This is a genomic window from Corynebacterium canis (assembly GCF_030408595.1).
GTDB lineage: Bacteria > Actinomycetota > Actinomycetes > Mycobacteriales > Mycobacteriaceae > Corynebacterium > Corynebacterium canis.
Genome location: NZ_CP047080.1, coordinates 2,498,971 through 2,519,867, shown reverse-complemented (window position 1 = coordinate 2,519,867; position 20,897 = coordinate 2,498,971). Strand labels below are relative to the sequence as shown.

16 protein-coding genes and 1 tRNA gene are annotated in these 20,897 nt (G+C 62.5%); 8 read left to right on the top strand and 9 right to left on the bottom strand.

The features are described 5' to 3' along the window. Positions 1-528: 528 nt before the first annotated feature. Genes CCANI_RS11105 through CCANI_RS11095 form a run of 3 tightly spaced genes read right to left on the bottom strand, consistent with a single transcriptional unit; the run spans position 529 to position 2,047 of the window. The gene (locus CCANI_RS11105; protein WP_146324449.1) at positions 529-1,305 is read right to left on the bottom strand and encodes an ABC transporter permease; all 777 of its coding nucleotides are present in this window, start codon (positions 1,303-1,305) and stop codon (positions 529-531) included. Next, complete coding sequence (locus tag CCANI_RS11100) at positions 1,302-1,427, bottom strand: hypothetical protein (protein WP_281284995.1); 126 nt, start codon at positions 1,425-1,427, stop codon at positions 1,302-1,304. Before CCANI_RS11100 ends, CCANI_RS11105 begins: the two co-directional genes overlap by 4 nt. After that, positions 1,424-2,047, bottom strand: coding sequence for an ABC transporter ATP-binding protein (locus CCANI_RS11095; RefSeq protein ID WP_186750250.1), 624 nt, complete (start codon positions 2,045-2,047; stop codon positions 1,424-1,426). The genes CCANI_RS11100 and CCANI_RS11095 overlap by 4 nt, the downstream gene beginning before the upstream one ends. Positions 2,048-2,114: 67 nt before the next feature. On the opposite strand from CCANI_RS11095, the gene rph reads away from it, so the two are divergent. Both rph and CCANI_RS11085 read left to right on the top strand, forming a co-directional pair. Further along, complete coding sequence (gene rph, locus CCANI_RS11090) at positions 2,115-2,843, top strand: ribonuclease PH (protein WP_146324451.1); 729 nt, start codon at positions 2,115-2,117, stop codon at positions 2,841-2,843. Between the two features lie 3 nt (positions 2,844-2,846). Further along, positions 2,847-3,539 carry a non-canonical purine NTP pyrophosphatase gene (locus CCANI_RS11085; RefSeq protein WP_146324452.1) on the top strand — a complete coding sequence of 231 codons (693 nt, stop codon included), beginning with the start codon at positions 2,847-2,849 and terminating at the stop codon, positions 3,537-3,539. On the opposite strand, the gene CCANI_RS11080 is transcribed toward CCANI_RS11085, so the two are convergent. From CCANI_RS11080 to CCANI_RS11070, 3 genes are read right to left on the bottom strand one after another with little or no spacing between them, the layout of a single operon-like run. Then, entirely contained in the window at positions 3,525-4,454 is a 930-nt protein-coding gene (locus tag CCANI_RS11080; RefSeq protein WP_146324453.1) for a S41 family peptidase, read from the bottom strand. The genes CCANI_RS11085 and CCANI_RS11080 overlap by 15 nt on opposite strands. Before the next feature lie 9 nt (positions 4,455-4,463). Continuing rightward, a complete protein-coding gene (locus CCANI_RS11075; protein WP_146324454.1) occupies positions 4,464-5,441 on the bottom strand; it encodes a S41 family peptidase in 978 nt (325 codons plus the stop codon). Positions 5,442-5,446: 5 nt separating this feature from the next. After that, positions 5,447-5,650, bottom strand: coding sequence for a helix-turn-helix domain-containing protein (locus CCANI_RS11070; RefSeq protein WP_146324455.1), 204 nt, complete (start codon positions 5,648-5,650; stop codon positions 5,447-5,449). A gap of 301 nt (positions 5,651-5,951) precedes the next feature. On the opposite strand from CCANI_RS11070, the gene CCANI_RS11065 reads away from it, so the two are divergent. Next, complete coding sequence (locus tag CCANI_RS11065; protein WP_146324456.1) at positions 5,952-6,500, top strand: hypothetical protein; 549 nt, start codon at positions 5,952-5,954, stop codon at positions 6,498-6,500. Positions 6,501-6,503: 3 nt separating this feature from the next. Here the strand turns inward: CCANI_RS11065 and CCANI_RS11060 are convergent, their stop codons facing one another. Next, a complete protein-coding gene (locus CCANI_RS11060) occupies positions 6,504-6,842 on the bottom strand; it encodes a DUF3817 domain-containing protein (protein WP_146324457.1) in 339 nt (112 codons plus the stop codon). 6 nt (positions 6,843-6,848) lie between these two features. Next, positions 6,849-7,238, bottom strand: a complete 390-nt coding sequence (locus CCANI_RS11055; protein WP_246118221.1) for a hypothetical protein — start codon at positions 7,236-7,238, stop codon at positions 6,849-6,851. A 76-nt stretch (positions 7,239-7,314) separates the two neighbouring features. Between CCANI_RS11055 and CCANI_RS11050 the strand changes: the two genes are divergently transcribed. The 3 genes from CCANI_RS11050 (at position 7,315) to CCANI_RS11040 (ending at position 8,243) form a co-directional block, all read left to right on the top strand. Next, positions 7,315-7,399: transfer RNA gene (locus CCANI_RS11050), tRNA-Leu, on the top strand. A gap of 161 nt (positions 7,400-7,560) precedes the next feature. Further along, positions 7,561-7,803 carry an ADP-ribosyltransferase gene (locus CCANI_RS11045; RefSeq protein ID WP_345364437.1) on the top strand — a complete coding sequence of 81 codons (243 nt, stop codon included), beginning with the start codon at positions 7,561-7,563 and terminating at the stop codon, positions 7,801-7,803. 62 nt (positions 7,804-7,865) lie between these two features. Beyond that, positions 7,866-8,243, top strand: coding sequence for a hypothetical protein (locus tag CCANI_RS11040; RefSeq protein WP_146324459.1), 378 nt, complete (start codon positions 7,866-7,868; stop codon positions 8,241-8,243). Between the two features lie 1,417 nt (positions 8,244-9,660). Here CCANI_RS11040 and CCANI_RS11035 read toward each other — a convergent pair. Continuing rightward, positions 9,661-10,644, bottom strand: a complete 984-nt coding sequence (locus tag CCANI_RS11035) for a putative endonuclease domain-containing protein (protein ID WP_146324461.1) — start codon at positions 10,642-10,644, stop codon at positions 9,661-9,663. Between the two features lie 659 nt (positions 10,645-11,303). On the opposite strand from CCANI_RS11035, the gene CCANI_RS11030 reads away from it, so the two are divergent. Next, complete coding sequence (locus CCANI_RS11030; RefSeq protein ID WP_146324462.1) at positions 11,304-11,507, top strand: hypothetical protein; 204 nt, start codon at positions 11,304-11,306, stop codon at positions 11,505-11,507. A 149-nt stretch (positions 11,508-11,656) separates the two neighbouring features. Beyond that, the gene (locus tag CCANI_RS11025; RefSeq protein WP_425457336.1) at positions 11,657-20,593 is read left to right on the top strand and encodes a fatty acid synthase subunit beta domain-containing protein; all 8,937 of its coding nucleotides are present in this window, start codon (positions 11,657-11,659) and stop codon (positions 20,591-20,593) included. Positions 20,594-20,897 lie beyond the last annotated feature (304 nt).

Below are 20,897 nucleotides of genomic sequence, written 5' to 3'. Positions count from 1 at the left end.
CGCGGCCACGCAGGATCTGCCTCAGGCACATCTGCACGCGGCTAGCAGCAGATGTGCAGCGGCCGGGATTCTTGTTCGCCCAAATTAGCCCCGTGAATAAACCCCGAGTTTCAACTTCGGCGGATTATTGCCGAAACGCCGGGGCAAGCGCGTCGAGACGCCGAGGCATGGGGGTCGAAACGCTGGGACATGGGTGTGGATTGTTGGCTGGCTGCCTGGACGATGGTGTCGAGGGGCCGATTGGGTTGTGTGCTGTACATGAAGTTTTTTACACACGAAACGCGGATTCTGTGTAATTTTCATCATCCTGGGCCGGCTGAGGCCGCTGGCGCGATATTTTTTACACAGATTTCTGGAATTTGGTGTAAAAAATATCGGTAGACATCGTTCAACTCCGATCGGACCGATAGGTTGTACACTGTTGAAAGGCGCGCATAGGTGATTTGGGGGATATAAAGGTATGGGCGCGAAGCTCGCAAGGCCTTAGAGGGGATTTTTGGGTTGTGCGCAACTATAGCTGGGGTGTGGTTAGCGGTCGACGAGGCGCTCCAGGCGAAGGCGATGCGAGGTGTCGAAGAGGCGAAGGAAGGCGAGGGTAAGGATCCAGACGCTGGCGAGGGTAGTTCCAGCGGCAATGGTGAACATGATAAAGATTTGGTAACGGACGGCGGTGGTCGGGTCGGCACCGCCAAGGATTTGGCCGGTCATCATGCCGGGGAGGGACACGATGCCCATCACCGCCATGCTGTTCAGGGTGGGGATCATGCCGGCGCGCATGGCTTCGCGGAAGTGGGTATGGGTCGCCTCCCACCGGGTGGCACCTAATGCGAGTCTGCCTTCGATAAGGTCGCGCTCGGTTTCCAAGGCATTTGTGTAGCGGTCGAGGGCGAGGGAGACACCGGTGAGGGCGTTGCCAAGCACCATGCCCAAGATCGGGATGGCGTGCTGCGGGTTGAACCAAGGCTCGGGGCGCAGGATACCAACCAAGGCGATGCCGCTGAGGAGGTAGGCGGAGCCAAAGACGGCGAGGAAACTATCAAGGAGAATCTCGGGGTATTTGCGGGCGGGCCGGCTGGCGGCAGCGTGCGCGGCGAGAGCCGTCATGATCAGCCCGATCCCGGCGACCAGCCAGCCGGAGGAAAGGGTAAACACCCAGGTCAGGATCATTCCCACCAGCAAGAGCTGGGCGGTCATGCGGACACTGGCCACGATAATGGAACGTTCCAGGCCAAGCCGCAGTGCGATCGAAAAGGCCAGGGCAATCAGCATAAAACCTGCCCCGAACGCAAGTTGTGTCAGGCTCATGCTTCCTCCACCAGGGCTTCCTCCGTCAGGGCCGCATCCACCAGCACAGCCTCCACCAGCGCTTCCTCCACTAGGGCCGCCTCCACTAGGGCCGCATCCACCAAGGCCGCCTCCAAATTCATGCTTTCTCCAATGTGATCGCTGCGGTGCCCACCCGCTGGTTTTCGGCATCGTTGTGGCCGACCCAAACCACTGCGCGCTGGTCCTCGGCGATGGACCAATCCAGCAGGAAGGTTTCCACGCGGCGCGCTAGGTCCGCATCGAGGGCGGCGGTGATTTCGTCGGCAAGTAGGACGCGGGGTTCCAGCAGCACGGCGCGCACCAAGGCGATGGATTGGGATTCCCCTCCAGAAAGCCGCATCGTCGATTGGTCCAGCAACTCCGCGGGCCGCCCCAACAAATCAAGCAATTCCAAAGCGCGCGCCTCCGAATAGGAACGCCCCTGGTGGGCGCGAAATGCAAACCCGGCTTGCAGCGCCGCGCGAACCGTACCTGTGGGAAAGGTCGGCCGCTGCGGGATATACATCACGTGCGAACGCCAAGCGGGAATGCCCCAGGTGCGGGAGGAGCGGGCGTCGAGAAGCACGGTGCCTTCGTGGGGGTCGAGTTCGGCGATGCTCCGCAGCAACAAAGTTTTCCCGCAGCCGGAAGGGCCGGCAACCACCATGCGTTGTCCGGGGCCGACGGTGAGGGTGACCGGCCTGAGCAAGCCGTTGCGGGCGACGTCGCGCAATTGGAGCATAGTATCGAATCTACTCGTGCGCGGCGGTAAAGCGTGGGGCGCCGGAGGTGGGTAGTACTGTGTTTGCATGACTGATTTTTCTCGTGCCGACGGCCGCGCCCTCGACGAACTGCGTCCCGTCACCATAACCAGGGGTTTTACTAGCAATCCGGCGGGTAGCGTACTCGTTGAATTTGGAAATACGCGGGTGATGTGCACCGCCAGCGTGGAGGAGCGGATCCCCCGGTTTAAGGTCGGCTCCGGGGAAGGTTGGCTTACCGCCGAGTACGCCATGTTGCCCGCCGCCACCCACGAGCGCATGCCGCGGGAATCGTTGAAGGGGAAGGTGAAGGGGCGGACGCATGAGATTTCTCGGCTGGTAGGGAGGTCGTTACGCGCGGCCATTGATTTGCGCCAGCTGGGGGAGAACACGATTGCGATTGATTGCGATGTATTGCAGGCGGATGGGGGCACGCGCACCGCGGCGATCACCGGCGCGTATGTCGCGTTGGCCGATGCCGTGGCGGAGCTTCGGCGGCGCGGGGTACTCACCGGGAATCCGTTGCTTCCTCCGGTCGCCGCCGTGTCCGTGGGCATTATCGAGGGCAATGTGTGCCTTGATCTCCCGTACGAGGAGGACTCCCGCGCGGAGGTGGACATGAACGTGGTGATGACGGCCGCAGGCGAGTTCGTTGAGGTCCAAGGCACCGGCGAACACAACACCTTCAGCCGCGCACAATTTAACGCGCTTCTCGACGCCGCGGAAAAGGGCTGCGCCGAACTCATCGCCCTTCAGAAAGCCGTGTTGGAGAGCTAGATCATGTTATTGCACGTCGCATCGCACAACCCCAAGAAGCTCAAGGAGCTCCGCCGCGTCCTCGACGCCGCCGGCGTGGCGGGAATCGAACTGGTGTCCTCGGAAGACCTGCTGGGCTATCCGGAACCGGTGGAGGACGGCCGCACCTTTGCCGATAATGCGCTGATCAAGGCGCGGGCCGGGGCGAAGGAAACCGGGGTGACCACCATTGCGGACGATTCGGGCCTTACGGTGGAGGCGTTGAATGGCATGCCGGGGGTGCTATCCGCCCGGTGGAGCGGTAAGCATGGCGATGATGCGGCGAATAACGCATTGCTGTTAGATCAGTTGAGCGATGTGCCGCATGGGCGTCGTAACGCGGCGTTCGTATCTGTGTGCGCGGTGGTCACCCCCGATGGGGAGGAGTATGTGGAAAAGGGCGTGTGGGCGGGTCGCCTCGTGCGCACTCCCGTAGGCGCAAATGGGTTCGGTTATGACCCCCTCTTCGTGCCCGCCGAGGAAGACGAACGTGTGTCCGGAAGCGACGAGCGGCCGCGCACCTCCGCCGAACTCACCGCGGCGGAAAAAGACGCGCTTTCCCATCGCGGCAAGGCGCTTGGCCTGCTGGTGCCCGTGCTGGTGCAGCTCGCGGCGGAGGCGGCGGCGCGCGGCGAAGGTGTAGGGCCGGAAAACAATAGCGCGCTATCCGTGGAGTGAGGCCCAAGTGAGTGCGTCGGTAACTGGGTCCGCCGTGGGGGAATCCGGCTCGATCGGCTCGCCGCAGAACTCCGCACCCGTGCGCGCCAAAATGGTGTTTGTGGTGAGCACAAAGCTCGTGCCGTCCGGCATCGGAAACACCGCGTTCCAGCAGGTCAAACCGTAGGTTGGGGTGCCAAAGGTGCGGGTATCCACCAGCCCGCGGAACGCTAAGGCCACCGCCTCCCCGGTGCCGCGGGTATGCTCCCCAATGAGCAGGGCGACGGGCACGGTGTACTTCTGTTTGCCGTCGATCACCGCCTGGTATTCGCCGTCATCCACCTGGCCGTAAAACAGCGACACCGGGGTGAGATCGTTGGTGTTATCCCGGTAGGAAAACGCCACGCCGTCCGGAAGCAGGGGGCTCACCGCGGCGAGCATTTCCGCCAGCTCACCATCGTGGGCGGCGCGCAAATCAATGACCACTGATTTCGCCCCGGATTCCAACTCCCGGATAATGCTTTTCGACGTCGCGTTCGCATAATCGGAGGCGCTAAACCCCGGCAAGGTAACCAACACTGTGTTCTCCTTGCGCTCTACCTTCGGTACCCCGGTGGGAATCGGGGCGGGCGCCGAATCAATCACGCCGGAACGTTTACCGCCGGCGGCCTTAAGCAGGGCGTCGGCAATCTCGTGAGCCTCCGCCATGCTGTGGGCGCGCGGCATCTTCGCACGCGCAACTAACTGCCCCTTATGCGCGGTCATCGACGCGGCATCAATGCCGTAGCGCATAGCTAATTCGAGCGCCAATTCGCAATAGCGGCGCGGCGAAGGCTTAATCAAATAGAACGGGCGGCCAAAATACCTGGCGCCGAGCGACGGGCCATACCGATACACAGCCCCGGCCCCAGCAAGCACAATCAGTGGGAGATTCATGCTACTAGGCTAGCTGCATTCGTGCTTCAACCATTCCGTTGCTTTCTCTACAGGCTGGTCCGTGTCTACGTCGGGGGCAATCGGATCCTCCGCAAACGCCTCCCCGGTGCGGGCCACATCCTGCGCATTGGTCAGCAGAATCGCCGCGCCATCCGGCATGTTCACGTTCATATTGGAGGATGCGTAACCCGCCGTGGGTTTGCCGAATGACCTGGTATTATCCAGGCCTCGGAAGGACAACAATGTGGCCTCCCCGGAGCTCGCCGTGTGGTCATCCGTAAGCAGGGCGACCGGGACCGTAAACTTCTCGCTCGCCTGCGCCGTAACGGGGGTACCGCCGCCCGCCACGGAGGAACCGGAAATAGTCACATCGCTGGAGCCCACACGCTGCCTAAACGTGAGCACCGTGCCGTCCGGCAATAGGGAACTCAACCCCGCCAACATCGGGCCCATATCGCCGCCCGTATTGCCCCGCAAATCCACGATCACGCCGCACGCGCCGGGGACATGCGTGCTTAACCCCGCGGCCAGCGTGTCCGCGTACTCCTGGGCGATCGGTCCTTGCAGCAACTCCGGAACTTTTGCCTGGACGATATCATCCTGGCGGGTCACCGTGGGCAACTCCGAATTCTCCTTGGTACCCTGCTGGTTTTCCGCCGGCGGCACCAGGCGGGAATGCTTGCCGCCCGCAGCTTTGAGCACATCGTTGATCAGTTCGTGGGTGTCCGCGACGCTCTCCGCCTGCGGAAGCTTGGCCTCCGCCGCCTCGCGTGCCGCGGCGAACTCGGGGGAATCCGCGTACAAGCCGTGCCGTTCGGCGAAGTCAAAAGCGAAGGTGGCGTAGCGGTGCGGTGTGGACACCATGAGAATCGGGCGGCCGAGCAACGCGGCACCCAATTGCGGACCGTAAAACCAGGTGCCTACCAGCGCCAACACAACGAAAAGGATTGCGAACCCCCCGAAGCAGCCCAGGACTTTCTTCTTCATGGCTCTTACCTCACAGTGAATAGGTCTCCCGGCTGGCAATCGAGCGCTTCGCACAGAGCTATCAATGTGGAAAACCGGACCGCCTTAGCACGGTTGTTCTTTAGGATGGACAGATTGACTACGGTCACTCCCACTTTCTCCGCCAAGGCGGCGAGCGTTAGATTGCGTTCCGCTAGCAATTTGTCCAAGTGGCAGTGCACTTCAGGCATTGGATGTGTCAACCCTTCGTTGTTCCTCCGCGCAATTGCGCCGTTGAATGCGGTTGCGAGCGGGCGTGCGCGGTTAGTTTCGTATAAGGTATCGATTACCGTCAGCATATATCGAATCGCGATATGCTGCAAGGGTGCGGTTTGTTGGAGCGGGGGAGGGTGCCCCTTCTTGGGGGTGCTTGTGGTGCGCGATGGGCGTTGGTGAGGGGCGCTAGTGAGGGGTGTTAGTGGGGGCTTGTCTGCCGCGCAACTTATGTGTGGGTGGTGCCTCAATGTTCGACGATAAATTAGGGTGTAGAACATGAGTTACCAGAGGTTCGCGCCCAACGTTCACTCATTGGCGATCTGGCTGTTATCCGCATACCTTTTCTATTGCTTACTACTGTTCTACGCCATTCCCGAGCTCATGGCGTACACGGGTCCTAGCGTTCCGCTGGGCATGCGGCTGCGCTACACCGAGGACGAGGCCTTCATATGGCTAAGTAGCCTGCGCGACGACGGCAGCTTTTACTACCTGTACTTTTATAGCGCCCTGGACATGGTATTCCCTGCGCTATACGGGTATGCACTGTTCCGAGCGATACGTTATTTATTGCAGCTGACGGCCCAGCGGTGGCGCGGCGCGCAAAAACTGCGCTGGTTAGCGGCGCTCCCCGTGATCGGCGCTGCGTTCGATTACCTAGAGAATTGTAGCATTATCGCTATGGTTGTGGGCTTCCCAGAATTCCCCGAGAGCATCGCTGCCGCCGCGAGCCTAGGCACATCGCTGAAAACGGTGTGCATGGCTGCCGCGATGTTGACGTTTTTGGCGTTGCTCCCCACCGCCGCCGTCAGTCGAACTAGAGGTTGAACGCTAGAGGTTGAACGCCGCGCTGACTTCTTTACGACGTCGCGCCTCCACCACAAACGACAAGAACGGCACCGTCCCCGCAAGCGCCGTGGTGATCCACTTGGTCGGTTCCCAGCGGGCCTTTGTGCCCAGGTTCAGGGTGGCCACGAGGTACAGCATGTAGAACAAACCGTGCAATTGGCCGATAATGTTCGCCCACGCCGGCATCTCTATGCCTACGATGTAGTGCAGGACCATACGAGCGCACAGGATAAGGAGCCACACGCCGGTGACCCAGGCGGCGATAGAAAACAATTTCAAAGCCTGGGCGACGCGGCGGGCGCGTTCGGGGTTTACAGTCACAGTTCCTTAATCCTTGCTTTCATCTGATTGCCGCTTCCGACGCCGCGTGGGCGTGTTCAAGCGATTAAACGTTTCAATATCCATGGTGGGGCGCTGCGGCAACACCGACGCATCGATCTCCGTGACCACGCCGCGCTTTTTGGCCTCGTGCTGCTCCCGCTCTACCGGGGAGACGCCGGTCTCCTTCACCTCAGACTCGTACTGATTGAACTTCCGATACGCGTACACGAAAAACGCGCCGAAAGCAGGCCATTGCAAGGCGTATCCCAGGTTTTGGAACGTGCCGCTGCCAGACTGGAAACGCGTCCACTGCCAATAGGCAAGACCAAACGTCGCCAGCACCGCGAGGGTCAAAAAGACGATAGGTACAATGCGCCGAGGCCGGATGTTGCTCACAGTGCATAAGGGTATCAGCCTCAGCAAAACGCCGGGTTTGATCCTTCCGCCTCACTCTGTAAAATGCTCCCATGAGGCGCCCGTGGCGGAATTGGCAGACGCGCTGGATTTAGGTTCCAGTGCCTTAGGGCGTGGGAGTTCAAGTCTCCCCGGGCGCACCACGCAAACCCCCAATAACTGGGGGTCTTTTCGTGCCACCCGCAAAATCCGACCATTTCACGGAGCGTCAACGGAGTTCGAAAGCGCATCACCCCTTGCCAACGCTAGCCTGCGTTTGGGCGGTTAATCGGCTGCGCGGGCACCTTATCAGTGGTGGCTAAGGATTATCGACGCCGCAGATACACTTTCGTGGATTCGTAAAGGGATCAAGGCGTGGGGGTATATGTCCACGTCGACGCACGCGGACGAAGGTTTCGGCCCCATCGAATTGCGGCTGACCGTGCCGAAGGGGACGAAAGCGATCTATGTGGGTTGGGATAGCTCGCGGGATAAGCACACGGCGTTGTCAGAGTACCCTTTTGAAGAAGAGCTCATCCTTGGTTCTTGGCCGGCAAGTTCGGTATAGAATTGATCGCGTTGAGAATAATAATGGCGCGACGACGGTGTTTGCGGAGGTGATTGGGCAAGATGCTTGACCGGTATAAGGAAATGGGCTTAGAGAGGTTGCCCACCAAACGCTACATGGTCGACTCTGAACATGGCACCCCAGGAACAGCATGGATTTATCGGGGCGCGCGGGGGTTCGGCGCCGTATGCTTCGATGACATTGATGTACTCCGCTCGGGTGGTGAACAGGAGTTCCACAAGTGCACTGACTGGGATTTAGCGAACCGGATTCAGGGCTTGGCCAATGATTGCGCCAAGCGTGACCTGTCGATACCCCAAGCACTCGAGCACATTAGGGAGGTTCTGGGTGCTCCGGTTTTAGTTGTGCCGTTGAAGAACATCAACGAAGCTGATGCAGACCTAGTACCCGCAGTCAAGTCCATTTTGGATAGTGAGTAGCGTTTCTTGCTATGAGCCGTCACGTTTGTGGCGGTTTTTGTTATGCCGCTGGCTTGGTGGGAGGGGCAAGCCAGTGGCGGGCTGGAATAGCCAATGAATGGCGTCGTCTAGTTGGTAGATTGACCGGGTTCGATGCCCGGCGGCGCGCGGAAACCCCACACCTGGTTTGGTTGTGGGGTTTAGTTATGCGTCAGGCCGAAACGGTGGGCGTTGCCGAAAAGGGAAACAAGCAGGAGGAAACTATGAAGACACGGGTCCCGTTTTGGGTTCGGCGTATTGAGGGCGGGCAAGGTGATGCTGCGGCAGACAACCAATGCGGACGCCAGCTCCGCGCCTCCACAAACGCAGGACGCGGAAAGCGCCACGGAGCATTGGAAAGCGCAGGCACGCAAATGGGAACGCGGCGTGGTCTCTTGCCGTGGCAGATGTGCCTGAGGCAGATCTCACGCGGCGGTTTTGCGTTCCTGCGAAAACACCACTGCGCGACGACCGGCATGTCGAATCTGCCTGACCGGGGTTTGTGGGCCGATCTCGGCCCCCAACTCGCCGCATCACTTGGTGTGTTGGTGCGGATCTGCCTGGTTTTCCACCCGCGACAGATCTGCCTGAGGCAGATTCGTCGCGGCCGCATTTCCCCAGGAAAACTCGGCCCAAAAATCAGGCAGATCCGGCGGGGCGAGGCGGATCGTACATTGCCGAAGAGTGGCCAGGCAGATTGTACGTGGCTGTTGAGTGTGGACTTTGGTGGTTGACAATCGATGTGGTTCCAACGTGTTTGAGGCGGCCGTGACCGATCGCAGGTAAGGATGCGCCGCCCCTGCAGCATGGTGCGGGATCGGGTGGTCGGGGAGGATCTGCCTAGTTTTCTGCCGTGGCAGATGTGCCTGAGGCAGATGTAACACGGCCGTTTCGCGTTCCTGCGGAAACACCACCGCGCGACGACCGGCGTGTCGAATCTGCCTGGGCATGGAAAATCGTCAGCTATGAGCGCGGAAAATTCCGGCCTCCAACGCGCCACTTCACCTGGTGTGGAGGATCTGCCTGCCTTTCCACCCGCGACAGATGTGCCTGAGGCAGATTCGTCACGGCCGCATTTCCCCAGGAAAACTCGGCCGAGAAACCAGGCAGATGTGACGGGGCCGGACTGCAGCCAGGCAGATTGTACGTAGCCAGGGAACAGGGGCGCTTCAGCTACGGGCAGTTGCGGGGTGTTGCGGGTAGACGGAAGTGGCAGGGCAGGCGCGGTGCACAAATTGTGCCGGGGTGCGCCGGGTTTCGGGCTCACCGAAAAGTGTGGGCGCGCACCAACAAGGTGGGTCGGCGACCACGCCAAGATAGTTGGGGTGCAGCGAATGATCGCCGTGAGGATTCGGCCGTCAGGATTTAGCCATCAGGGTTCAGCCGTTAAGGTTCGGCGTCAGGATTCGCCGTTTGGTGTTGGTGGTTGTGTGTTGGTTTCGGCGCGGTGGATGGCGCGGCGCAGGGTGGTGATCAGTTCGCGGGGTTGTTGCAGCAGCCCGTGGGTGATACGTAGTGGTTCCCACCCGAGTTCGCGTAGCCGGATCAACACTTTCGCGTCGTAGTCACGTTGGCTGCGTTGAAGGTGGTGGGCACCGTCGTAGAACAAACCAACACGAATATCGGGCCAGCCGGAATCAAGCACAGTCAGCAGGGGTGTGCCATCGTCGACCAGCGCACCGGAATCATAGATCGGGATTTGCACCTCCAGGTGTTCGCGAAGCTGCTCGGCAATCAACCGCAACACAGTCTCCTGGGGCGACTGCGCCCCGGTGCGGGACAGGTTCAGCAGTTTTTTCAGCTGGCGGGCGCTGAAAATATTCCGCGCGATGTCACGCACCAGCTGAAAGTTTAGTGTGGTGCATGCGCGCAGCGCGTCGATCAACTGGATGGCGCGGACCTCCCAGTTAGCAAGGTTAGGCACTTGGTAGACCCACCAGGAGTGGCGGTCGCGCTGCAGATCAATCAAGCAATCCACCAGGGCGTATTCGGGGGCGACGACCTGCATGCCGGGTAGTTCCTGGTCCGGTGTCCACACCCTGGTGCCCGGCCGCAGTCTGCGGCGGGTGGCGTCGAACACGCTGTGGCTGCGTTGGAAATTACTGGCCACATGCACGGTGATGTGGGCATCATCCACCCAATACTTCAGGCCGGCATAAGCTGCGGCGGCCCAGCCGCCGATAATGACATTCGGGGTTTGGGTGAAATGCGCCCGAGCCCGCAGCATGATCGGGGCGGCAAACCCCAGGCGCTGCGGGTGATACCGCGAACCCCACTCCACCTCCCGGCTCGCACGACAGTACCCACGCGGCATCGCAAGCCGACGAGTGATGTTGATGAAAGAGGTGTCAAGCAGTTTGGTGCGACGCTGAAACAAACCCATAGCACCAGGGATAACCCCAAAACAGCACAAAACCTAGGGTTTTCCCAGACACACCCCACCAACCTGTGGATAACTTGAAACTATCCACAGGCACACGGGGTTCCAACGGCAACAAGGTGGCGCGAAGCACGACAAACTGGTATAAGCCGAACGCTACTGCAGGGGAGACGGCGGAAAACAACGTTGCAGGCAGGTGGATTATTTGCGTGCCCCTAGAAGTGCAGTGGCGAGTCGGATACGCATCAGGGCCGGCGGACGGGCTCATCCAGTGGTTGTTTATCAAACCAGCCAGCTGCAAAGAATTCCCTGCAATTGATGTCCGCTCCAAAGGCGAAACGGCTAATCCAACGCCACAAGCCAGAGCTGTTTCATCCACCCCGACCACCAATATCCTCGCGCGCCTCGGTAACATCTTCGCCGCATCCGAAGCCGCGTCTCAGGCACCGGAGATGCGCCAGCCGGAGGCTCGCTCCGAGAGATAGTGAAAGCTTGGGTACGATTCGGGCATTTGGGTGTGCGTGGATGCCCAGTGTGGCGCGGCGTCGATAAGCGCGGGGCGCTGTCGTGTGAACGTGCTTGCGGGGGTTGGGTGAGGGCGTGAAACGCTGCTTTGGCGGCTGCTCTTGCTCTTGGCGCGCTCGTCGGGTTGGGTAGATGCTATGAGCATTTCGCGGCATTTGGATCGGTATATGGATGATCAGGGCATTGTTCCCACTGCCGAAGTGGAGCCTGATCACCCTTGTCAGGTGTTCGAAGGCGCGGAAGGGCTGCGGGTTGTTGAGCTAACCCCGCAGGTGCGCTTGGATGAAGCTCGCGAGGCGGTTCAGGAAATCTTAGGGGTACCCGTTTGGGGGGTGCGTTGAACTATCCTTAATGGGCAAATCCGTGCCGCGCCAGCGCCGCCCATGAGTAAAATATGACAACTTCCTCATGTTCTGTGGCATATTTGTTTATCTAATATTTTGGCACCTCTGTGTGCCGGAACGAATCAACCAAGGGAGCGAGTATTATCGTGACTGATCATCAGCGTTATTTCCGTACTGCATCCAATGGGGAAAGCCTGCTGGGCCGCCTCCGCGACGAGCCGTTTGCGCTGTGTTTTGCCGGGCAAGGGTTCGATTGGATGGGTACGCTGCGGGAGTCGCTGGATGCCGGGGTTCGTGAGGATGTTCGCCAGATCGTCGACGCCGCCGCGCAACTTATCGCTCCCGTTATGGATGACCTCGCCGGCACCCGCCCGCAAGGCTTCCACCCTTTGGAGTGGGCCGCGCAGGAGGAGCCGGCGCTGGATTATTCGCGCGCGGTGGTGAGCGTGCCCGGCATTTTCCTGTCGCAGATCGCCAATCTGATGACGTTGGAGGCGCAGGGGCTCAATGCGGAGGCCGCCGTGGCAGTCATCGGGCATTCGCAAGGAATTTTGGGTCGGCCGCTGCTTAAGGATGCGTCCCGTGCCGCCGAGGTGCTGGCCTACGCGGAGCTGGTGGGCGCCGTGGCCACGCATACCGCGCTGGCTACCGGGCTGATTGTGCAGGGGGAGAAGCGCCCGATGGTCATGGTGCAGGGCGTGACCAACCAGCAGCTCGTGGATATTATCGACGCCTTGTACCCCGCCGGCACCACGGACATCGCCGAATGCCCGTGCGTGGGCCTGCGCAATGGGTTCGATTCCTTTGTCATTTCCGGCCGTCCCGCAGCCGTCGCTAGGGTGTGCGATACCCTCGCTGAATTGGCGGAGCGCGATGCCGAACAAGTGGCCGCCAAGGTGCGCGGCGGCAGGCCGTTTTCCCCGGTGTTTACGCCGTTGAACGTGGAGGTGGCGTTCCACCATCCGGCGCTCGCCCCTGCCGTCGATCTGGCTGGCGAATTGGCCGAGAAGTGCGGCTTGGATCCGGAGGTGGCGCGGTCCCTGACCCAGGAGATCCTTGTGGATCACGTGGACTGGCTTGCGGAGACGAACAACGCTGCGAATAGCGGCGCGCGTTGGATCTTGGAGATCGGCCCCTCGGGCGGGGTTTCCGCGCTCACCACCGCCGCGCTGGCGGGCCGTGGCATCGGCGTGCTGGACGTTTCCAGCGCGGAGGGCCACGCGGCGCTTTTCGACGCCGGAAAGGCCCCCGCCGACCCGGTCGATTACTCCACCTTCCTCCCGCGCGTGATTGCTGGTCCGAAACCTTATGTGGAAACCGCCTTTACCCGGCTGACCGGGCGTTCGCCCATGCTTTTGGCCGGTATGACGCCCACTACTGTGGATCCGGAGATCGTGGCGGCCGCCGCCAATGCCGGGCACTGGGCCGAGCTCGCGGGCGGCGGGCAGGTCACCCCGGAGATTTTGGACGAGCACCTTGCGCAGCTCGATGAATTGCTAGAGCCCGGCGTAAACGCCCAGTTCAACTCCATGTTCCTGGATCCGTACCTGTGGAAGATGCAGGTCGGCGGCAAGCGCCTGGTGCGCCGCGCCCGCGCGAACGGTGCCCCGATCGATGGCATCGTGATCACCGCCGGCATGCCGGACCACGATGAGGCCGTGGAACTTATCCGCGAATTGCGTGCCGAGGGCTTCCCGTGGGTGTGCTTCAAACCGGGTGCGGTCAAGCACATCCGCAATGTATTGTCCATTGCCAAGGATGTTCCGGACGTGCCGATCATTATGCAGGTGGAGGGCGGTAAGGCCGGCGGACACCATTCCTGGGAGGATCTCGATGAGCTGCTGATCGCCACCTATGCCAGCATCCGCGAGCACAGCAATGTGGTGCTCTGCGTTGGTGGCGGCATTGGCACGCCCGAACGCGCAGCCGATTACCTTACCGGTGCGTGGGCGGAAGCCTACGGGCTGGCCGCGATGCCCGTGGACGGTATCCTCGTGGGCACCGCGGCGATGGCTGCCAAGGAGGCCAAGACCTCCCCGGCCGTCAAACAATTGCTGGTGGACACCAAGGGTGCGGACGAATGGGTCGGCGCTGGCCAGGCGAACAATGGTATGGCTTCCGGCCGCTCCCAGCTCGGTGCGGACCTGCATGAGATCGATAACTCTTTCGCCCGCGCGGGCCGCTTGCTCGACGAGGTGGCGGGGGACAACGAGGCCGTGCAGGCCCGCCGCGCGGAAATCATTGAGGCCATCGGCCGCACCTGCAAGCCGTACTTTGGCGATCTTGCGGACATGACCTACGAGCAGTGGCTGCGCCGCTACCTAGAACTTTCCGGGCCGGTCGAGGGGGAGTGGATCGACTCGTCGTGGCGCCGCCGCTTCGAAGAAATGATCGAGCGTACCGAGGCTCGTTTGAGCGATGTAGACCATGGCCTGTTCACCCCGCAGGTTGCGGTGCAGGGTCCGGCAGCGGCGGTCGTCGATACGCTGCTGGCCACGTATCCGAACGCGGGTACGGATACGCTGCACCCCGCGGACGTTGCCTGGTTCTTGGAATTGGCGCGTACCCCGGGCAAGCCCGTGAACTTCGTACCTGTGATCGATGCGGACGTGCGTCGTTGGTGGCGTTCGGATTCCCTGTGGCAGGCGCACGACCCGCGCTACTCTGCCGATGAAGTGTGCGTTATCCCCGGACCTGCGGCCGTTGCGGGCATTACGCAGGTGGATGAGCCGATCGCCGATCTACTTGCGCGTTTCAACCAGGCCACCATCGATCGCCTGACCCCGGTGGAGGCCGAACCCGCCGGTGTAATCGAACGCATTATCGCCGCGCCGGGCACTTGGTGGGCGGGCCGCAACACGGTCTCGCTGATTACGCGCCTCGGCGATGAATCCGCATGGGTGATCGAAGGCAAGAGCGCCTCGCATCCCACCGGCGCCACACTTACGGAACTCGATGACTCGCACGCGGAACTCGTCGTTCCGCTCGCAGGTTCGACAGCCTTTGGCACCGTTGCCGAGCTGCGTATTCGAATCACTGTTCCGGAGCTGCGCAGCGCCGTGCCGCAGGTGACCCGCGAGGACGCGGAAGCCGCAATGTCCGAACTCACGCGCATCGCGGCGGGCGGCACCCTCGCGGAGGTAACGAACGGTGTGGCCACCTGGACCACGCGCATCGACGCCGATCACGTGGCCAACTACATCAATGTCACCGCCGGTTTCCTGCCGCTGGAGGTGGCGCCGAGCGGGGTCGCCCCAGACGTATTGGTTGGGCGCGCCTGGCCCGCAGTATTTGCAGCTGTGTACGATGCGATGATCCCGGGCACCGAAGACCACCGCGTGGTGGAAGGCATGCTCAGCCTGGTGCACCTGGAACACCACGTCACCCTGCTGCGCGAGCTGCCGGAATTCACCGACAATGAGCTGATTGTTACCGCGAGCACCGATGAGGTCACCGATACCGATATCGGACGCATCATGGTGGTGCGCTGCCGGGTCGCCTGCGACGGCGAGCCGCTGGCCACGCTCACTGAACGATTTGCGGTGCGCGGCCGCACCGGGAAATCCACCGCACGTACGAACACCTCTGCGTTGCCTTCCGTGGTGAATACCCCGCACTCGTTCCGCTCATTTGTTCAGGTCAAGGCGCCGACGAACCTGCGTTCCTTTGCGGTGGTTACCGGCGACCGCAACCCCATCCACGTTTCCGATACCGCCGCCGCGCTGGCAGGATTGCCCGGCGTGATCGTGCATGGCATGTGGACCTCCGCCATCGGCGAGCTTGTTGCCGCAGGTTCCTCCGGCCGCGTGGTGGAGTACACCGCCACCATGCTTTCGCCGATTCTGCCCGGCGCTAAGGTCGAATTCAATGTCGAACGCGTGGGCGTGGATAGCCGCCCCGGTTGCGCCGAGGTGCGTGAGGTTACCGCCACCGTCGACGGCTCCCCGGTACTCACCGCCACCGCCGTGATGGCCGCGCCGAAGACCTTTTACGCTTTCCCAGGCCAAGGCATCCAATCCCAGGGCATGGGCATGGAGGCGATGGCCAGCTCCGCCGCCGCCCGCGACGTGTGGGAGCGCGCAGACCGCCACACCCGCAGCAAGCTGGGCTTCTCCATTTTGGAGATCGTGCGCAATAACCCGAACGAAGTGATCGTGCACGGCGAGCGCTTCCACCACCCGAACGGCGTGCTCTTCCTGACCCAGTTCACGCAGGTGGCCATGGCCACCCTTGGTGTCGCACAAGTTGCCGAAATGCGGGAGGCGTCCGCGCTGAACCAGCGCGCCCTGTTCGCCGGGCACTCGGTGGGCGAGTACAACGCGCTGGCCGCCTACGCGCAGGTGCTATCCCTGGAATCCGTGGTGGAGATCGTGTACCGGCGAGGCCTGACCATGCACCGCTTGGTGGACCGTGACGAGCACGGCAATTCCAACTACGGCCTCGCCGCGCTGCGCCCGAACAAGATGGGCCTTACCGCCGACAATGTTTTCGATTACGTGGCAGAGATTTCCAAGGAATCCGGCGAATTCCTGGAGATTGTGAATTACAACCTCGCCGGGCTGCAATACGCCGTGGCGGGTACCGTCGCTGGCCTGCGGGCCCTGCAGGAAGCCGCGGAAAAGGCCGGCCCCGGCCAGCGCGCCTTTATCATGATCCCCGGCATCGATGTGCCTTTCCACTCCTCAGTGCTGCGCGACGGCGTCGACGATTTCCGCCGCCACCTGGATTCGCTGCTGCCGGAAACCGTGGACCTGGATGTCCTTGTCGGCCGCTATATCCCGAACCTGGTCGCCCGCCCGTTCGAGCTGACCCAGGATTTCTTGGCCGCCATCGCCGCGGTGGTGGATTCGCCCTACATTTCGGATCTCCAAGAAAACTTCGACGATGTGGAAGAGCAAAAGCTGGCCCGCACCGTGCTTATCGAGCTGTTGGCCTGGCAATTCGCCTCCCCTGTGCGCTGGATTGAAACCCAGGACCTCGCGCTCACCAAGCTTGGCGTCGAACGTTTCGTCGAGGTTGGTGTGGGCTCGTCGCCGACCATCGCCAATATGATGAGCCAGACCTTGGCGCTGCCGCAGTACCGCGAAGTCGACGTGGAAGTGCTCAATGTGGAGCGCGAGCGCGCCATCGTGTTCGCCACCGATGAGATCACCCGCGACGTGCCCGCGGCGGAGGCTGCGGAGGAGCCCGCCGAGGTCAAGGTGGAGGAAAACCAGGCGGTGCAAAACACCGAAGCCACCTTTGCTCCCGCGCCTGCCGCGGCTGGTCCGCGCCCTGATGACCTCGACTTTACCCCCGCGGACGCCACCGCTATGTTGATCGCATTGTGGACCAAGGTTCGCCCGGATCAGATGGGCACCAGCGATTCGATCGAAACCTTGGTCGAGGGCGTGAGCTCGCGCCGCAACCAGCTGCTTCTCGATCTCGGCGTGGAATTCGGCCTGGGTGCCATCGACGGCGCGGCCGATGCGGAGCTCAACGATTTGTACGCAACCGTCGGCCGCATGGCCAAGGGTTACTCCGCGTTCGGCCCCGTGCTTTCCGACGCCGTTGCGGATTCCCTGCGCCGCATTCTCGGCCCGACCGGCAAGAAGCCCAGCTATGTATCCGAACGTGTGACCGGTACGTGGCAGCTCGGTCAGGGCTGGGTCGACCACGTGACCGCCGCCGTCGTCATGGGCGCGCGCGAAGGCGCCTCCCTGCGCGGCGGGGACCTTGCCACCCTGCCGATTTCCGACGTCGACGCGCTTATCGACGCCGCCGTGGCGCAGGTCGCAGCCGACCACGGCGTGGCCGTCGCCCTGCCAGCCGCTGGTGGCGGTGCCGGTGGCGTGGTGGATTCCGCCGCGCTTGGCGAGTTTGCCGAACAGGTGACCGGTAAAGCCGGTGTCTTGGCGGCCACCGCCCGCACCATCTTGACGCAACTCGGCCTCGACCACGCCCCGAAGACCGCGCAGCTCACCGGCGAAGAAGCCGACGCAGCTCTGTTCGAATTGGTTTCCCGCGAACTGGGGTCCGATTGGCCGCGCATGGTCAGCCAGAGCTTCGACCCCAATAAGGCCGTGCTTTTGGACGACCGCTGGGCCTCCGCCCGCGAAGACCTCGCCCGCGTGGCACTCGGCGAAGATATCGCCCCCGATGTGACCGGTGCCGGTGAGGCCGTGGCGCGGCAAGCCGAATATTGGGGCCTGGATGAGCTGGCCAAACAGGCCCGTTCCACCGCTGGCCTGGACTTTGCCAACGAGGTCGCCGTGGTTACCGGCGCATCGCCGAACTCCATCGCGGCGGCTATCACCGCCGAATTGCTGCGCGGCGGCGCCACCGTGGTGGTCACCACCTCCTCGCTGAATCACAAGCGCCTGACCTTCTACAAGGACCTGTACCGCACCCACGCCCGCGGCCAGGCGGCCCTGTGGGTGGTCCCGGCGAACCTGAATTCCTACACGGATCTCGATTCCGTGATCGAATGGATCGGCACCGAACAAACCGCCACCGTGAACGGCGAAAAGAAGGTGCTCAAGCCGGCGCTCGTGCCATCTGTGCTCTTCCCATTCGCCGCGCCGCGCGTCACGGGATCCCTGGCGGACGCCGGCCCGCGCGCAGAAAACGAGATGCGCCTGTTGCTGTGGGCGGTCGAACGTCTTATCGCAGGGCTGTCCGCGCTGGGCGTCGATACGCAGGTTGGGCATCGCCTTCATGTGGTGCTGCCGGGCTCCCCGAACCGCGGCCGCTTCGGTGGCGACGGCGCGTACGGTGAGTCCAAGGCCGCGCTCGATGCGCTGGTGACGCGCTGGCATGCGGAACCCGTGTGGGGGCAACGCACTTCGCTCGTACATGCGCTTATCGGCTGGGTGCGTGGCACTGGCCTTATGGGCGGAAACGACCCGCTTGTGGAGGCTGTTGAGGCGGCTGGCGTCACCACGTTCTCTACCGAAGAAATTGCCGAAAAGCTCGTCGCGCAGATCGCGCCCAGCGTGCGTGCCGACGCCGCGAGCGCGCCCGTCATCCTCGACTTCACCGGGGGACTCGGCGCGGCGGACCTAGATCTTGCCGAGCTGGCGCGTAACGCCGCACGGCCCGCAAGCGGCCCCAAGGGCGAGCAACCCCGAAGCCTACGCGCGCTGCCGACCCCGTACCGTCCCATCGTGCCGACCACACCTTCGTTCGAAGGCAAGGTGACCCAAAAACTCGACGATATGGTGGTGATCGTAGGCGCCGGCGAGCTCGGGCCGCTGGGCTCCGCACGCACCCGCTTCGATGCCGAACTGACAGGCGATCTCACCGCCGCCGGCGTGGTGGAGCTCGCGTGGAGCATGGGCCTGATCCGGTGGGAGGACGGCTGGGTAGACGCCGACGGCGCGGACATCGCCGAATGCGATATCTACGAGCGCTTCCACGACGAGGTAATGGGACGAATCGGCGTCCGCCGCTACCACGATGACTTCGGCATGGTGGATAATTTCGCCCCCGAGCTCACCACCATCTACCTGGACCGTGACCTGCAATTCAGCGTCGCCGACCAGGCAACCGCACGCACGTTCGTGGACTCGGATCCGGAGCTCACCAGCACCTGGTTTGATGAGGAATCCGGCGAATGGATCGTGGTGCGGCGCGCAGGCTCCGCAATCCGCGTGCCCCGCCGCATGGCCATGACCCGCTTCGTCGGCGGCCAAATCCCCGAAGGTTTCGACCCCGCCGTGTACGGCATTCCGGCCGATATGATGGACAACCTCGACCGCGTGGCCGTGTGGAATATCGTATGCACGATCGAAGCCTTCCTCACCTCTGGGTTCTCCCCGGCTGAGCTCATGCGTTCGATTCACCCGACGCGCGTGTCCTCCACGCAGGGCACCGGCATGGGCGGCATGGAATCCCTGCGCTCCCTGTATGTGGACGGCATCCTCGCGGAACCGCGCCAGAACGATATCCTGCAGGAGGCGCTGCCAAACGTTATGGCCGCGCACGTGATGCAGTCCTATGTCGGCGGCTACGGTCAGATGATTCACCCGGTCGCCGCGTGCGCCACAGCTGCGGTTTCCGTGGAGGAGGGTACCGATAAGATCCGCCTGGGTAAGGCCGACTTTGTGGTCGCCGGCGGTGTGGACGACCTTTCGATCGAAGGCATCACCGGCTTCGGCGACATGGCGGCCACCGCGCCTTCCGCCGAACTCGTGGGCAAGGGCATCGAGGATCGTTTCTTCTCCCGCGCCAACGACCGCCGCCGCGCCGGCTTCGTGGAATCCGCCGGTGGTGGCACCATCCTGCTGGCCCGCGGTTCCCTGGCCGCCGACCTTGGCTTGCCGGTCCTCGGCGTCATTGGATTCGCAGAATCGTTCGCAGACGGCGCACACACTTCCATCCCCGCTCCGGGCCTCGGTGCCCTCGGCGCGGCACAGGGCGGACCTGAGTCCCGCCTGGCGAAATCCATGGCTGCGGTGGGTGTGGATGTCGACGAAATCAGCGTGATTTCCAAGCACGATACCTCCACCACGGCCAACGATCCGAACGAGTCTGACCTGCACGAACGCTTGGCCACGGCGATGGGCCGCAAGCCCGGCAACCCGATGTTCGTGATCTCGCAGAAGACGCTCACCGGCCACGCAAAGGGCGGCGCCGCGGCCTTCCAGATCATCGGTCTGACGCAGGTGCTGCGTTCCGGTTTACTGCCCGCGAACCGTTCGCTCGACTGTGTGGATCCGGTGCTGGCCAAATACGAGCGCCTCGTGTGGCTGCGCAAGCCGTTGTCCTTCACCGCCAAGGCCGGCCTTGTCACCTCCCTCGGGTTCGGACACGTTTCCGCAATGATCGGCGTGGTGCACCCCGGCGCCTTTATTGAGGCGCTGCGCCAAGAACGCGGCGGTGACGCCGTGGCGAATTGGGTCCAGGCCGCCGTGGCACGCGAAAATGGTGGCTATCAGCGCATCTTGCGAGCCATGCATGGTGGCGACGTGCTCTTCGAACGCCCCGTCGATCGCAACCTTGGCGGCGGCGGCACTTCCGCCAAGGAGCGCGAGGCCGCCATCCTGCTCGACGCCGGTGCACGGCTTATCGACGGCGTGCTCCGCACCAGCGACGAGTTTTAACCGGCATCGCTGGGTCTGGCGGGGCTAGTGGGTCTGGTGGGGCTAGTGGGTCTGGCTGGGCTGGTGGGGCTGGCTGGGCAGGTTGCCCGCCGGTCCGCCTGGCCCGGCTGTGTTGTTGGCTCTTGCCAGCTCGGTGGGCGGGCAGTCTGGGTAACGGGTGAGAGTTTGATATATAACTAACACTTTTCGTGCTACTACGCCTTCCGCCGTAGCAAGCCCGCTGAGGCCTTGAAATCCGCTACCCTTGGTCGACTATGGCCAACTTCCCAAAATTGCGCCATTTTGCTACGGTAGGACGCACGCA

Excerpts from the sequence above, each read along its gene's own strand:
- CCANI_RS11105 (WP_146324449.1), bottom strand. The coding sequence starts at position 1,305 with ATGAGCCTGACACAACTTGCGTTCGGGGCAGGTTTTATGCTGATTGCC.
- CCANI_RS11100 (WP_281284995.1), bottom strand. The coding sequence starts at position 1,427 with ATGAATTTGGAGGCGGCCTTGGTGGATGCGGCCCTAGTGGAGGCGGCC.
- CCANI_RS11095 (WP_186750250.1), bottom strand. The coding sequence starts at position 2,047 with ATGCTCCAATTGCGCGACGTCGCCCGCAACGGCTTGCTCAGGCCGGTC.
- rph (WP_146324451.1), top strand. The coding sequence starts at position 2,115 with ATGACTGATTTTTCTCGTGCCGACGGCCGCGCCCTCGACGAACTGCGT.
- CCANI_RS11085 (WP_146324452.1), top strand. The coding sequence starts at position 2,847 with ATGTTATTGCACGTCGCATCGCACAACCCCAAGAAGCTCAAGGAGCTC.
- CCANI_RS11080 (WP_146324453.1), bottom strand. The coding sequence starts at position 4,454 with ATGAATCTCCCACTGATTGTGCTTGCTGGGGCCGGGGCTGTGTATCGG.
- CCANI_RS11075 (WP_146324454.1), bottom strand. The coding sequence starts at position 5,441 with ATGAAGAAGAAAGTCCTGGGCTGCTTCGGGGGGTTCGCAATCCTTTTC.
- CCANI_RS11070 (WP_146324455.1), bottom strand. The coding sequence starts at position 5,650 with ATGCCTGAAGTGCACTGCCACTTGGACAAATTGCTAGCGGAACGCAAT.
- CCANI_RS11065 (WP_146324456.1), top strand. The coding sequence starts at position 5,952 with ATGAGTTACCAGAGGTTCGCGCCCAACGTTCACTCATTGGCGATCTGG.
- CCANI_RS11040 (WP_146324459.1), top strand. The coding sequence starts at position 7,866 with ATGCTTGACCGGTATAAGGAAATGGGCTTAGAGAGGTTGCCCACCAAA.
- CCANI_RS11035 (WP_146324461.1), bottom strand. The coding sequence starts at position 10,644 with ATGGGTTTGTTTCAGCGTCGCACCAAACTGCTTGACACCTCTTTCATC.
- CCANI_RS11030 (WP_146324462.1), top strand. The coding sequence starts at position 11,304 with ATGAGCATTTCGCGGCATTTGGATCGGTATATGGATGATCAGGGCATT.